The organism is Cellulomonas sp. JH27-2, from assembly GCF_014837175.1.
Taxonomy (GTDB): domain Bacteria; phylum Actinomycetota; class Actinomycetes; order Actinomycetales; family Cellulomonadaceae; genus Cellulomonas.
The window spans coordinates 1-13,789 of sequence record NZ_JACYFR010000003.1; the positions used below are offsets into that span (position 1 = coordinate 1).

Sequence of the window (13,789 nt, forward strand, 5' to 3'; positions counted from 1 at the left end):
ACCTCCACCGAGACCTACCGGTGCCTAAGACGTCAACTCGCCCGCACCATCTACAACACCCTCAACCACAGCCGAGCAGCCCACAGTGGCGCCCTCTCGGCCGCGGCTTGACATAGGAGATTCGCATGCCCGAGCAGCCCGAACCTGCGCTACCCGGCCGCAAGCGGGAGGCGCGTGCCAACGACACCGCGATCCTGGACGCGGCGCGTGCCGTCTTCGCGGGCGGCAACCACGACGCGTCGATGGCCGACGTCGCGCGTCGGGCCGGCGTCGGGGTCGGTTCCATCTACCGGCGCTACCCGACCCGCGAGGCGCTGATCGGAGCACTGCACACGCACGGCGTCCAGGAGGCCGCGCGGCTCGCGCACACCGTGGCGGAGGAGGGGCCCGGTCCGCAGGGAGCGGTTGTCGCGTTCGTCGGGCGCCAGATCGCGACCGCCACCGGCCCGCTGCTGCGGCCCACGGGCGCCGCGGCCCCGTCGCCCGACGGGCTCGCGGAGGCCACCGCGGACCTGCACGGGGGCCTCGAGCGGCTGGTCGCGCTCGACCTGGACGCCGGCCGGGTGCCGCGGGGGTTCACGGCTGCCGACGTCATGCAGCTCCTGCTGCACCTGCGGCCGGTCCTGCCGCTGCCGCGTGAGCGGGCCGACGCGCTGCACCGCCGCTACCTCGACCTGGTCGCCCTCGGTCTCGCGGAGCGGGCCGCCGCGGGCGACGAGCTCACTGACGGGCCCACGTGGGACGAGTGGGTGGGCGTCTGGTACCACGAGGGCCGCGACTGACGCTCGTGGGGACGCTGGATCAGGGCGCGGTGCCCGTCGAGTGGCGGGCGACGAGCTCGGGCGCGAAGAGCAGCTCCGTGCGGGAGACCCGCTCGCCGCCGATCTGCGCGAGCAGGGTGCTGACCGCGGCCTGCGACATCGCGTCGACGGGCTGCCGAACCGTGGTCAGGGCCGGGTGCGCATAAGCGGCCAGCAGCGAGTCGTCGTACCCGACGACGGACAGGCCGCGCGGGACGTCGTGCCCGGCGGCACTCGCCGCGCGGACGGCGCCGAGCGCCATCATGTCCGACGCGCACACGACGGCGGTGTGGCCCGACGCGAGCAGCTCGGTGGTCGACGCCTGGCCGCCCTCGAGCGAGTAGAAGCTCGTGACGACGTGGGTGCGCGCCTCCGCCTCGTCGCCCGCCAGGCCCATCGCCACCAGGCAGCGCACGAACGCGGCGGTCTTGCGCTGCGCGGGCACGAACCGCTCCTGGCCGACGACCAGGCCGATGCGCCGGTGCCCGAGCGAGACCAGGTGCCGCAGCGCGAGCTCCACGCCGGCGGCGTCGTCGGCGGAGATGCTGGGCGCCGGCACGTCGGGCGCGTAGCCGTTGACCAGCACCATCGGCACGCCGCGGGTCGCGAGGTCGTGGTAGCGGCCGTGGTGCGCGCGCGTGTCGGCGTGCAGGCCGGAGACGAAGACGATGCCGTCGACCTGGTGGTCGATGAGCGCGTCGATGTACGCGTCCTCGGTGGTGCCGCCGGGGGACTGGGTGCACAGCAGCGGCGTGTAGCCGTGCATCGCCAGGACGTTCTCGACCGCCTGCGCGAACGCCGGGAAGATCGGGTTGGAGAGCTCGGGGACGACGAGCCCGACGAGCCCCGCGGCGCGACCGCGCGTCTGCTTGGGTCGCTCGTAGCCCAGCAGGTCCATGGCGGCGAGCACGCGCTGCCGGACGTCGTCGGCCACTCCCGGCTTGCCGTTCATGACCCGGGAGACGGTCGAGATGCTGGTCCCGGCATGCTCGGCGATGTCGGTGAGGCGGATCCGCACGCCGTGATCGTACGGGAGAGCGCTGCCTGAGGTCCGCAGAGTCGCTTCTCCTGGCGTCCGTCGTGCGAATCGTCCCCTTGCGCCCGCATCGGACGGACAGTAACGTCCTGCAAGCAATCTGAAACTTGCAGAGAAGTTGCAGGATGGACCGCGCGGGCACTGCCGCCGCGCGCGGTACCGGCGTCGACCGACGCACCCGGGTCGCGGTCCCGGGCAACCCCGACACCCGGCACCGTCGCCGGGCAGAGAGCCGGAGCCTCATGACCTCCCAGACCACCGCCCGCCCACGCCCCCCGCGCCGGCTGGCCGCCGCCGCGCTCGCGCTGACCCTCGTCGCGGGGACCGCCGCGGCCGTCGTCGGGACCGCCCGCAGCAGCGAGGCGTCCGCACCCGTCACCACCAAGGGCGACGTCATCCTCAACATGTTCCAGTGGAACTGGAGCTCGGTTGCGGCCGAGTGCGGCCGCATCGGCGCCGCCGGCTTCGCCTACGTCCAGGTCTCCCCGCCGCAGGAGAGCGTCACCGGAAGCCAGTGGTGGACGTCCTACCAGCCCGTCTCCTACAAGATCGACTCCAAGCTGGGGAACCGCTCGCAGTTCGCGACGATGGTCTCCACCTGCAAGGACGCGGGCGTCGGCATCATCGCGGACGCCGTCATCAACCACACCACGGGTGCCGACCGCGGCTCGGGGACCGGGACCGCCGGCTCGTCGTACGGCATCGACTCCTTCCCGGCCGTGCCGTACTCGGCGGCGGACTTCAACGACTGCCGCACCAACATCAGCAACTACGGGGACCGCTACCAGGTGCAGAACTGCCGCCTGTCCTCGCTGCAGGACCTGCGCACCGGCTCCGACTACGTGCGCGGCAAGATCGCCGGCTACCTCAACGACCTGCTCTCCCTCGGCGTCGCCGGGTTCCGCATCGACGCCGCCAAGCACATCCCCGCCGCCGACCTGGCCGCGATCAAGGCCAAGCTGACCAACCAGAGCGCGTACTGGGTGCAGGAGGTCATCGGGGCATCGGGCGAGCCCGTCCAGCCGTCGGAGTACGTCGGCGTCGGCGACGTGCACGAGTTCACCTACGCCCGCACGCTCAAGAACGCGTTCAACGGGCAGATCGCGAGCCTCAAGAACATCGCGACCGGCCTGCTCCCGTCGAACCAGGCCGGGGTCTTCGTCGACAACCACGACACCGAGCGCAACGGCGAGACCATGAACGCGACGTGGGGCGCGAAGTACCTGCTCGCCAACGCGTTCCTGCTGGGCTACCCGTACGGCTCGCCGTCGGTCTACACCGGCTACACGTTCACCGACAAGGACGCCGGCGCGCCCGGCGCCACGGACACGAGCGTCCCGGACGCGAGCTGCTCGAACGCCGCGTGGACGTGCATGCAGCGCAAGACGGAGATCACCGGGATGGTCGGCTTCCACAACGCGGTCGCCGGCACGGGTGTGACGAACTGGTACGACGACGGGAACAACGTGGTCGGCTTCGGTCGCGGAGCCAAGGGCTTCGTGGTGCTGAACAACCAGGGGTCGTCGTCGACCCGGACGTGGTCCACGTCGCTGCCCGACGGGACGTACTGCGACGTCGTCGCGACCGACTGCTCGCGTCCCGTGACCGTGAGCGGTGGGTTGTTCACCGCCACCGTCCCGGCCTACGGGGCGCTGGCGATCCACGTGGGGCGGACGTCGGGCACGACGTCTTCACCGACGTCGTCTCCGACGAGCTCGACCGGCGCCACGACCGTCTACTACTCGACCGGCAAGAGCTGGTCGGCGTACAAGGTCCACTACCAGGTGGGCAGCGGCGCATGGACGACCATGCCCGGCGAGACGATGACCGCCGCGTGCACCGGCTGGGTCAGCCGACAGATCGCCGCAGGTGGCGCGACGATCACCGCCGCGTTCAACGACGGCAACGGCACCTGGGACAACAACGGGTCGCAGAACTACGCGCTCCGCGGGTCGGTGGCGGCGGTGAAGGACGGCGTCGTCAGCAGCACCGACCCGTGCGCGTCGTCGACGCCGTCCCCGACGCCCACGCCTACGCCGACCGCGTCGCCGACGTCCGGCACGACGGCCGTCACGTTCGGCGTGAACGCGACGACGACGTGGGGTCAGAACGTGTACGTCGTCGGTGACCTGCCGGCGCTGGGCTCGTGGAGCCCGGCATCGGGCGTCGCGCTGTCGTCGGCCGCGTACCCGGTCTGGCGCACGACGCTGAACCTGCCCGCGGGCACGTCGTTCCAGTACAAGTACGTCAAGCGCGACAGCTCCGGGAGCGTCGTCTGGGAGTCCGGCGCCAACCGCACCGGCACCGCGACCGGCAGCACCCTGACCGTCACGGACACCTGGCGCTGAGACCGCGAATCCGCGACCAGGTCGCGCGGCCCCGGACCCCCACCGGTCCGGGGCCGCGTCGTGGTCGGTCTGCCAGGGAACTGGCTGTGTGAAACCTGAGACGCGGGCCCAGTCGTGCTGCTACGTTCCGGCTGTCCAGAATGTGCGTGACCTCGAGAAAGAATTGTCCATGCCGCGCTCGGGGAGTCGCCCGCTGCTCGTTCTGGCCGTCGTCCTGGGTATCGTCGTCGGCGGCCTCGCCCCAGCGCAGGCGGTGGAGCTCGGTCGGTAAGAGATCACGGTGACGGGTGGGCCGAGCTATGGCACTCCCGTGACTGTCGCCGTGAACGGACCCACCGGCGCCACGACAAGCACCTTCGCGGCACCGGACGGGACCAAGATCGCGGCAGATGCCGCTCCGGGTGAGTACACGGTGGACGTGTCTGGGCCACGAATCGACCCCGTCCACGAGACGTTCCACGTCGAGGCAGACACGATCTCGCGCCGGGACGTCGCCGTCCACCTGCACGTCGGTGCGCGCGGGGTCGTGGTGGATGCAGACGGCGTCCCGGTCGCCGGGGCGCACGTCGCACTCACGCAGGGTGACTATGTGTCACGCGTCCTCACGACCAACGCCCTCGGCGAGTACGAGTACGTCACGCCGGTCGCGTACTCCGGCTCGTACGTCGCCGATTTCGCGGACACGTGGCAGCCGGACCCGGTGGCGTTCGACGTCGTCGTCGGGACCACCACGACCCTCAGGCCGCTGGTCGCGCATGCCGGAGCGACGCTCACCGCCCGCGTCGTCGACGAGCACGGCGCTCCTGTCGACGCTTCCGTCAGCGCGACGTTGGCCGGGGCTCCTGCCCGTCACGCCGACGCAGCCGCCGACGGGCGGGTCCGGCTGACGGGCCTGCCGGCTGGGGCCGCACAGCTTCGATTCGCTCTGGCCGGTTTCGCCCCCGTCGTGAAGTCGGTGGTGGTCACGGGAGTGGGCGCGGACCTCGGCACTCTCGTCCAGCGGCACGTCTACGGCATCACGGGCGGGGTGCAGCTGGCGCGTGAGACGCGACCGGGCGACGCGCTGTCATCCTGGCGTGCGGAGCTCTACCGGGTCGTGGGAGGCAAGGTCAGCGGGGGCGCCCTCCAGACGGCCGCGATGCCGTACTCGTACGGGAAGCCCGATGGGTACGAGTTCGACTCCGTGATCGGCGGCTCGTACCGGGTCCGCGTCGTGGAGCGCTATCGCGGTGCGGATCGAGTGGCGCTCGACGTGCCCGTGACGGTGTCCGACCGGGGCGTGCGCCTCAAGACGTCCGTGGTCTCAATGGGACCCCCCATCACCGGCCGCGCCTACGACGCCACCCTGAACCCGCTCCGCAGCGGCGAGGTCGACGCGGTCGAGGTGCCGTGCACGGGGTCCTTTCCCAAGCCGACCACGGGGATGTGGTCGCCCGTCGCTACGGACGGGAGCTTCAGCCTCCCGACGATCCGAGGACGTTGCTACTCGCTCTACACGGGCGACCCAGCGCTCTGGGACGAGCGCGTCAGCGGGCTCGAGCGTGTCCGGGCCGGGACGTCCGGAGTCGTCGCTCACCCGCGGTTCTACACCTGGCCGCGCGTGAGCGGGGCCGAGCGGAAGTACGGCAACCGCGTCGTCGTCGTGCACGTGGACGTGAGCGAGAAGGTCAAGGCCACCGACGGCGGGACCGTGACGCTGAAGGAGGGGTCGACGGTGCTTGGCACGGCGGTCGTCCACCATGGCGTCGCGGCCGTCCGGACCCGGAAGGCGCTGGTTCCGGGGCGCCACCGCGTCACGATGGTGTACGGCGGCACCGGCACCTATGGTTCGTCGAGGTCGACGTACGTCCTGACGTTCCAGAAGGCCCGCACCAGCGTCAAGGTCACAGCGAGCCACGCGGGCTCGAAGAACCGTTCAACGGTGACCTTCAGTCTCAAGGTCGCGTTCAAGCCGTCCGGGAAGATGCAGGTCTCCGTCGACGGGACGAAGCACCGCGCGTCGTTCCATCGCGTCGGTAAGACGTATGTGGCGACAGTGCACGTCACCGGCGTGCACACGGGGAAGCACGAGGTGCGCGCGTACTACCGCGGGGACAAGCGGGTCGCGTACGTCGACGTCGCGCGGGCGCTCACCGTCAAGCGGTAGGCGCGCTTCAGTCTGCGGGGGCGTGGCGGTCCAGGAAGCGGTAGACCTCCGTGGTGTCGACGCCCGGGAAGACGCCGACGGGCAGGGCCGCCAGCATCGACGCGTGCGGGCGGGCCGAGGGCCACGACTGCGACGCCCAGCGTGACGCGAGCTCGGCCGGGGCCTCGCGGCAGCACGACGGGTCCGGGCAGCGGGACGCGGAGCGCTCGGTCGTCTCGCGGCCGCGGAACCAGCGCACGTGGCCGAACGGCACGCCCACGCTGACGCTGAACGCGCCCTGCGACGAGGGCTGGACTCGGGACGTGCACCAGTACGTGCCCGAGGAGGTGTCGGTGTACTGGTAGTACGGCGTGAACCGGTCGGCGAGCGTGAAGACGACGCGCGCGGTCCACTGCCGGCAGACGGGCTGCCCCTCGATCGCGCCGAGGGGGTCGGACGGGAAGACGACGCCGTCGTTCTCGTACGCCTTGTGCAGCGTGCCGCCCTCGTGGACCTTCATGAAGTGCACGGGGATGCCCAGGTGCTGGGTCGCGAGGTTGGTGAACCGGTGGGCGGCGGTCTCGTAGGGGACGGCGAACGCGTCGCGGAAGTCCTCGACGGACAACCGGCGCTCGTTCTTGGCGGCCTGCAGGAACGGGACGGCGCCGTCCTCGGGGAGCATGAGCGCCGCCGCGAAGTAGTTGGCTTCGACGCGCTGGCGCAGGAAGTCGCCGTAGTCGCGTGGTTCTGCGTGGCCGAGCACGTGGCTGGCCAGGGCCTGCAGGAGCGGTGAGCGGGCGTCGCTCGTGCCCGGGTTGCCCTGCGGGAGGTAGATGCGGCCGTTGGCCAGGTCCGTGACGGAGCGGGTCGAGTGCGGCAGGTCGGGGACGTAGTGCAGCGCGAAGCCCAGGTGCGCGGCGATGTCGGCCGTGGCGCGCTGGGAGAGGGGGCCGCCGGGGTGGTCGATGCCCTTGAGCAGCTCGCGGGCGTGCGCCTCCAGCTCCGGGAAGTAGTTGTCCTGCGCGCGCATCCGGACCCGCAGCTCGGCGTTGGCGCGTCGCGCCTCCTCCGGGGTGGCGGCGTTCTCCGTCAGCAGCCGCTGCACCTCGTGCTGCAGCCGGACCAGCGCCTCGAGCGCGTCGGCGGGCAGGCTGCGGCCCACCTTCACCGACGGGACCTGCAGGTTGGCGAACAGCGGTCCGCGCTGGGCGCGCTCGAGCTCGATCTCCAGGGCGGCGCGACGGCTGGGCGGGTCGGAGCGGAGCAGCTCGGCGAGGGGGACGTCGAGGGCGTCGGCGACGAGCGCGAGCAGCGACAGCTTCGGTTCGCGGTGCCCGTTCTCCAGCATCGAGACCTGCGACGGCGCGCGGCCGATCGCGCTGCCCAGGTCGTCGAGCGTCATGTTCCGCGCCGTGCGCAGGTGCCGGATACGACGCCCCAGCACGAGCGTGTCGATGCCACCGGCCGCCCGCGGCGCGGCGGCGACCGACTCGTCCGCGCCTGACCGGCCACGTGTCGTCGTCGTCACGTCGTCCCTCTTCCTCTCGCCCCGAAGGCGCCTTCGCCCTCTCCTCCCACCGTCGCACCCCGGCACCGCTTCCGTCCAGGAGAAGGAACGTCGATCTTCTGCGGATCCAGCCGGGGAAGAACCGGTCGCGGTGCGGGAACGTGGTGGTCAGGCGACAGCGCCGAGAAGAACCGACGAACTGTAGGAGGAGCCATGAACACGCAGACGCACCCGGCACCGCTGCCGGGTGGCACGACGACGAAGCCCGGTGACCAGACGCAGACGGCCGACGAGCTCGCCGCGAGCTGGGAGATCGACCCCCGCTGGGCCGGCATCCGCCGCACCCACACCGCCGAGGACGTCGTCGCGCTGCGTGGATCCGTGCGCGAGGAGCCGACGCTCGCCCGCAGGGGGGCCGAGCGCCTGTGGGAGCTGCTGCACACCCGCACGCACGTCCCCGCGCTGGGCGCCCTGACCGGCAACCAGGCGGTCCAGCAGGTCCGCGCCGGGCTCGAGGCGATCTACCTGTCCGGGTGGCAGGTGGCCGCGGACGCGAACCTGTCCGGCCAGACGTATCCGGACCAGTCGCTGTACCCGGCCAACTCGGTGCCGGCCGTCGTGCGGCGCATCAACAACGCGCTGCTGCGCGCGGACCAGATCGACGTCGCGGAGAACGGCCGCCGCACCCGTGAGTGGCTCGCGCCGATCGTCGCGGACGCCGAGGCCGGGTTCGGTGGGCCGCTCAACGCCTACGAGCTCATGCACGCGATGATCGCGGCCGGCGCCGCGGGCGTGCACTGGGAGGACCAGCTGGCGGCGGAGAAGAAGTGCGGTCACCTGGGCGGCAAGGTGCTGGTCCCGACGTCGCAGCACGTCCGGACGTTGTCCGCGGCGCGGTTGGCGGCCGACGTGGCCGGCGTCCCGACCGTCGTCGTCGCGCGGACCGACGCGCTGGGTGCCGACCTGCTGACGTCCGACGTCGACCCGCGCGACGAGCCGTTCCTCACGGGGGAGCGAACCGCCGAGGGGTACTTCCGGGTGCGGCCGGGGCTGGACCCCGTCGTCGAGCGGGCCGGGGCCTACGCGCCGCACTCCGACCTCATCTGGGTGGAGACGTCGACGCCGGACCTCGGGCTGGCGATCGAGTTCGCCGAGCGGATCCACGACCGGTTCCCCGGCAAGCTGCTGGCGTACAACTGCTCGCCGTCGTTCCACTGGCGCTCGCAGCTGTCCGATGCGCAGATCGCCTCGTTCCAGCGGGACCTGGCCGGGCACGGGTACGCGTTCCAGTTCATCACCCTGGCCGGCTTCCACGCGCTCAACCACTCGATGTTCTCCCTGGCCAACGGGTACGCCTCGTCGGGCATGTCCGCCTACGTCGCCCTCCAGGAGGCCGAGATCGCCTCCGAGGCCGCCGGGTACACCGCCACGCGCCACCAGCGCGAGGTCGGCACCGGCTACTTCGACCGCGTCGCCACCGCGATCAGCCCCGACAGCGCGACCCTCGCGCTCGCGGGCTCCACCGAGACGGCCCAGTTCACCCACTGAGCCGCCCGCGCTTTCGTCGTCGGCCGCACCTCCGGCCCTTCACCCATCCCCGCCGAGACAGGCGTCTCGGGGTGAGACAGACCCTTGCAAGGGCCTGTCTCACCCCGGAAGGTCGATCTCGGTGCCGCAGAACCCAGGAGCACCCTATGACCGTCATCACGCCCTCACCCAGCCGGTCCCGGCTGACCGACCCGTTCGCGCGGCCCCGCCTCGAGATCACCGGGCCCGACGTCCGCGGGGCGGAGGAGATCCTCACGCCCGAGGCGCTCGACTTCGTCACCGACCTGCACGCGCGCTTCGCCGGCCGCCGGCACGACCTGCTGCTGGGCCGCCAGCACCGCCGCGACCGGATCTCCAACGGCGCCGACCCGCAGTTCCTGCCCCTGACCGCGGGCATCCGCGCCGACCCGACGTGGCGCGTCGCCGGCCCGGGCCCCGGCCTGGAGGACCGTCGCGTCGAGATCACCGGCCCCACCGACCGCAAGATGACGGTCAACGCGTTGAACTCCGGCGCGCGCGTCTGGCTCGCCGACCACGAGGACGCGATGAGCCCCACCTGGGAGAACGTGATCGGCGGGCAGCTCAACCTGTTCGACGCGGTCCGCGGGCAGGTGGACTTCACGACGCCGGAGGGGCGGTCGTACGTCGTCGGGGAGCAGACGCCGACCATCGTCTTCCGGCCGCGAGGCTGGCACCTGACCGAGAAGCACCTGGAGTTCGTCGACCGGGCCGGACAGCACGGACCGGCGTCAGCGAGCCTGGTCGACGCGGGTCTGTACCTGTTCCACAACGCGCAGGCGCTCATCGACTCCGGCCGCGGGCCGTACCTCTACCTGCCCAAGCTGGAGGGGCACCTGGAGGCGCGGCTGTGGGACGAGGTCTTCCGCTTCACCGAGACCTACCTGGGCCTGCGGTACGGCACCATCCGCGCGACGGTCCTCATCGAGACCATCACCGCCGCCTTCGAGATGGAGGAGATCCTCTACGAGCTGCGCGACCACTGCGCCGGCCTCAACGCGGGCCGCTGGGACTACATCTTCAGCGTCATCAAGAACTTCCGGAACCGGGGTCCGCGGTTCGTGCTGCCGGACCGCTCCGCGGTCACCATGACCGTCCCGTTCATGCGCGCCTACACCGGCCTGCTGGTGGCGACGTGCCACCGGCGCGGGGCGCAGGCGATCGGCGGGATGAGCGCGTTCATCCCCAACCGGCGCGACCCGGAGGTCACGGCGCGAGCGCTGGAGGCGGTGCGCTCGGACAAGCGGCGTGAGGCGGGGCAGGGGTTCGACGGCACCTGGGTCGCGCACCCGGACCTGGTCCCGGTGGCGCTGGAGGCGTTCGACGCGTTCCTCGGGGACCGCATCGACCAGCGGGACCTGCTGCGGTCCGACGTCTCCGTGTCGGCGGCCGACCTGCTGGACTTCCGGTCGGCGGGCGGTTCGGTGACGGACGAGGGGCTGCGCGGAAACGTCTCCGTCGCCGTGCGGTACCTGGAGTCGTGGCTGCGGGGGGTCGGGGCGGCGGCCATCGACAACCTCATGGAGGACGCCGCCACCGCCGAGATCTCCCGGTCGCAGGTGTGGCAGTGGGTCCACCAGGGGATCTCGACAGCGAGCGGGACGCCGATCACGGCCGAGCTGGTGCGGTCCGAGCTCGCCGCGCTGCTGGCGTCCGTCGAGCGGTTCGACGGGGACCGGTTCGACGACGCCGCCGACCTGTTCGAGCAGGTCGCGCTCGCGGACGACTTCCCGACGTTCCTGACGGTCCCGGCGTACACGCAGCACCTGGTGGCCGGCGGTCGGTGAAGGCATGGTTGAACGACACGCCGCGCGCCCGACCCTGACCGCGCGGCGTGTCGTTCAACCGCCCCTGCATCCACCGGTTCACCCCTCCGGGCGTCGGTGATCCCCGCTAGGCTCGCGCCGGTTCGACGGATCGACGACGGGGGAGATCGGTGGCGGTACTCACCGCGAGCAAGCGCGTGCTGCACGCTGACCTGGAGGGCGACTCGGTCCGAGCCGCGAGCGGGTCGATGGTGTCCTACACGGGCAAGGTCGACTTCAAGTCCGCGGGCATGGGCGCCACCGGCGGCTTCCGGGCGGCGCTCAAGCGCGGGGTCGGCGGCGAGTCTCTCTCGCTCATGACCTGCGCAGGCGTCGGGCGCGTCTACCTCGCGCAGGACGCGATGGACGTCACCGTCGTCGAGCTGACGAACGACCGGCTGATGATCGAGTCCGAGCACATCCTGGCGGTCACCGACGGGCTCCAGCTCGACGTGCAGTTCGCCGGTCTGCGCGGCATGCACACAGGTCAGGGCCTCGCGACGACGTCTGTGACGGGAACCGGGCAGTGCGCGATCATCTCCGAGGGACCGCTGATCGCGCTCGCCGTCACGCCCGGCCAGCCGCTGGTCGTCGACCCCGACGCGTACGTCGCGGGCACCGGCCAGACGCAGATGACCCTCGTCTCCGGCGTCTCGTGGCGGTCGATGGTCGGCGAGGACGGCGGCGAGCCCTACTCGCTGCGGTTCGAGGGCCAGGGCATCGTCTACATCCAGCCGGCCGAGCGCTGAGGGGACGGGCATGGCGTTCGAGGTCGTGAACAAGAAGGTCGTCCGGGCCCAGGTCAGCCAGCAGTCCCCGGTGCTGGCGCGCCGCGGGGCCATGCTCGGCTACACGGGTCAGGTGACGTTCCGGCCCCTGTCCCGCAGCGCGGGCGGCGGCGGGGCGTACGGCACCGGCGAGTCCGCGTCGATGATGGCGTCCGAGGGCAGCGGGTCGGTCCTGTACGGGCACAAGGGCCTGTACGTGAGCGTCATCGAGCTCACGGGCGACTCGCTCACCGTCGAGGCCGACCGCCTCCTCGCCTACGACGCGAACCTGCAGACGTCCGTCGAGATGATCGTGCAGGGTGGAGTCCGGGCCGCGGTCCGCGGGGTTGCGACCGGGCAGGGCATGTACACCACCCGCATCTCGGGTCACGGGTCCGTCGCTGTCCTCTCGCACGGCGGCACGTTCCCCCTGCAGCTCACCGGCGAGACCGTGGGTGTCGACCCCCAGGCGTACGTCGGGCACGTCGGGGCGTTGAACATCGACCTCAAGGCCAGCGTCGGGATGCGCGACCTCGTGGGCCGCGGCGCCGGCGAGGCGTTCCAGCTCCACGTGTCCGGCCACGGCACGGTCTACGTCCAGGCGTCCGAGAAGAGGTTCTGATGATCAGCGGGATCGACGCGACCGTCTACGACCCCCAGTCGCTGCCGAGCAACGACAACGTCAACGCCTACGCCTTCTGCATCGACCTCGACGGCGAGTGGTTCACGTCCAAGGGCGCGATGATCGCGTACTACGGCTCGATCGAGTTCTCCGGCGTCGCGTCCTTCGCGTCCCGCGCGGCGTGGGTCGCCGCCCGGTTCTCCTCGCCGCTGTACGCGATGGAGTGGGTGGTGGCGGCAGGCCGCGGCAAGCTCGTGATCGGCGACCGCGGCAACGACATCAACTCCTACGACCTCGACGATGGCAACCTCACGATCCGGCAGACGAACCTGCTGGCGTTCGAGACCGGCCTCGAGCTCAAGCAGTCGATCATCCCCGGGTTCGTCACCCTGCTCGGCACGGGCAAGTTCCTCGCCTCGTCGAACGGGCCGGTCATCTTCGTCGAGCCGCCCTTCCGCGCCGACCCCGACGCCCTGCTGGGCTGGGCCGACTGCCCGTCGCCGAGCGTGCACTACGACTACCACTGGATGGCGGCGTCGCTCGCCGCGGGCGTGCACAGCATGTTCGGGCGCGAGTCCGGGGAGGAGCGGCAGTACGACTTCACCGGCGCCGGGACCGTCCTGCTGCAGTCGTCGGAGGACGTCCGGGAGGACCCCGCGCTCGTGCGGCTCGTCGAGTCGCACACCTTCCTGCTCAGCGCCGCCGCAGCCGGCGTCCTCGGCCACAAGCTCGTCGCCCGCTCCCAGGAGGGGTAGTCAGCCGGCCTCGACGAAGAAGCAGAACGGGTGGCCGGCCGGGTCGAGCAGCACACGGACGTCGTCCTGGGGCTGGTGGTCGGCGAGGCGGGCACCGGTGGCGAGCGCGTGCTCGACGGCCATCGGGAGGTCGCTGACCAGGAAGTCCATGTGCGCCTGCATCTGCTGGTGCGGGCCCCTGGCCGGCCATGTCGGTGGTCGGTAGAGCGCGTCGGTGTTGAACGACAGGCCCGGGCCGCCGTTCGGCGGACGCAGCATCACCCAGCCCGGTTCCTCGTAGATCCGTGTCCAGCCCAGCAGCGCCTCGTAGAAGTCGGCGAGCTTGTTCGCGTCGAGGGACTCGAGCACCGTGGCGGACACGCTGAAGTCGATGCCGGCGTGACGGTGCGGAACGGCGCGGGGCGGGACGTCGGTCATGGGACCAGCGTGGCCGGGACGGGCCTCGCCCGCTCGCTCAA

The 13,789-nt window shown here is 71.6% G+C and carries 11 protein-coding genes; 8 read left to right on the forward strand and 3 right to left on the reverse strand.

All coding sequences use genetic code 11. The features are described from left to right. Nucleotides 1–125: 125 nt before the first annotated feature. On the forward strand, nt 126–782 hold the full coding sequence (locus IC607_RS17395; protein WP_225224808.1) for a TetR/AcrR family transcriptional regulator: 657 nt from the start codon (nt 126–128) through the stop codon (nt 780–782). Between the two features lie 19 nt (nt 783–801). Here IC607_RS17395 and IC607_RS09095 read toward each other — a convergent pair whose 3' ends face one another. Further along, entirely contained in the window at nt 802–1,818 is a 1,017-nt protein-coding gene (locus tag IC607_RS09095; RefSeq protein WP_191787080.1) for a LacI family DNA-binding transcriptional regulator, read from the reverse strand. A gap of 260 nt (nt 1,819–2,078) precedes the next feature. On the opposite strand from IC607_RS09095, the gene IC607_RS09100 reads away from it, so the two are divergent. Together IC607_RS09100 and IC607_RS17840 are read left to right on the forward strand one after the other, a co-directional pair. Next, nucleotides 2,079–4,184 carry a carbohydrate-binding module family 20 domain-containing protein gene (locus IC607_RS09100; protein ID WP_191787081.1) on the forward strand — a complete coding sequence of 702 codons (2,106 nt, stop codon included), beginning with the start codon at nt 2,079–2,081 and terminating at the stop codon, nt 4,182–4,184. A 310-nt stretch (nt 4,185–4,494) separates the two neighbouring features. After that, nucleotides 4,495–6,330: an Ig-like domain repeat protein gene (locus IC607_RS17840; protein ID WP_191787082.1), complete on the forward strand. Its 1,836-nt coding sequence runs from the start codon at nt 4,495–4,497 to the stop codon at nt 6,328–6,330. Nucleotides 6,331–6,337: 7 nt separating this feature from the next. On the opposite strand, the gene IC607_RS09110 is transcribed toward IC607_RS17840, so the two are convergent. Continuing rightward, nucleotides 6,338–7,837: an XRE family transcriptional regulator gene (locus IC607_RS09110; RefSeq protein WP_191787083.1), complete on the reverse strand. Its 1,500-nt coding sequence runs from the start codon at nt 7,835–7,837 to the stop codon at nt 6,338–6,340. 192 nt (nt 7,838–8,029) lie between these two features. Between IC607_RS09110 and aceA the strand changes: the two genes are divergently transcribed. From aceA to IC607_RS09135, 5 genes are all read left to right on the forward strand, one after another. Beyond that, nucleotides 8,030–9,364 (forward strand): isocitrate lyase, encoded by a 1,335-nt coding sequence (aceA, locus tag IC607_RS09115; RefSeq protein ID WP_191787084.1) that lies wholly within the window; start codon nt 8,030–8,032, stop codon nt 9,362–9,364. Between the two features lie 146 nt (nt 9,365–9,510). Continuing rightward, nucleotides 9,511–11,169: a malate synthase A gene (gene aceB, locus IC607_RS09120; protein WP_191787085.1), complete on the forward strand. Its 1,659-nt coding sequence runs from the start codon at nt 9,511–9,513 to the stop codon at nt 11,167–11,169. 149 nt (nt 11,170–11,318) lie between these two features. Further along, complete coding sequence (locus tag IC607_RS09125; RefSeq protein ID WP_191787086.1) at nt 11,319–11,936, forward strand: AIM24 family protein; 618 nt, start codon at nt 11,319–11,321, stop codon at nt 11,934–11,936. A 10-nt stretch (nt 11,937–11,946) separates the two neighbouring features. After that, nucleotides 11,947–12,576 (forward strand): AIM24 family protein, encoded by a 630-nt coding sequence (locus tag IC607_RS09130; protein WP_191787087.1) that lies wholly within the window; start codon nt 11,947–11,949, stop codon nt 12,574–12,576. Then, complete coding sequence (locus IC607_RS09135) at nt 12,576–13,331, forward strand: AIM24 family protein (RefSeq protein ID WP_191787088.1); 756 nt, start codon at nt 12,576–12,578, stop codon at nt 13,329–13,331. Before IC607_RS09130 ends, IC607_RS09135 begins: the two co-directional genes overlap by 1 nt. Here IC607_RS09135 and IC607_RS09140 read toward each other — a convergent pair whose 3' ends face one another. Then, on the reverse strand, nt 13,332–13,748 hold the full coding sequence (locus tag IC607_RS09140) for a VOC family protein (RefSeq protein ID WP_191787089.1): 417 nt from the start codon (nt 13,746–13,748) through the stop codon (nt 13,332–13,334). Nucleotides 13,749–13,789: the final 41 nt, after the last annotated feature.

Excerpts from the sequence above, each read along its gene's own strand:
- IC607_RS17395 (WP_225224808.1), top strand. The coding sequence starts at position 126 with ATGCCCGAGCAGCCCGAACCTGCGCTACCCGGCCGCAAGCGGGAGGCG.
- IC607_RS09100 (WP_191787081.1), top strand. The coding sequence starts at position 2,079 with ATGACCTCCCAGACCACCGCCCGCCCACGCCCCCCGCGCCGGCTGGCC.
- aceA (WP_191787084.1), top strand. The coding sequence starts at position 8,030 with ATGAACACGCAGACGCACCCGGCACCGCTGCCGGGTGGCACGACGACG.
- aceB (WP_191787085.1), top strand. The coding sequence starts at position 9,511 with ATGACCGTCATCACGCCCTCACCCAGCCGGTCCCGGCTGACCGACCCG.
- IC607_RS09130 (WP_191787087.1), top strand. The coding sequence starts at position 11,947 with ATGGCGTTCGAGGTCGTGAACAAGAAGGTCGTCCGGGCCCAGGTCAGC.
- IC607_RS09135 (WP_191787088.1), top strand. The coding sequence starts at position 12,576 with ATGATCAGCGGGATCGACGCGACCGTCTACGACCCCCAGTCGCTGCCG.
- IC607_RS09140 (WP_191787089.1), bottom strand. The coding sequence starts at position 13,748 with ATGACCGACGTCCCGCCCCGCGCCGTTCCGCACCGTCACGCCGGCATC.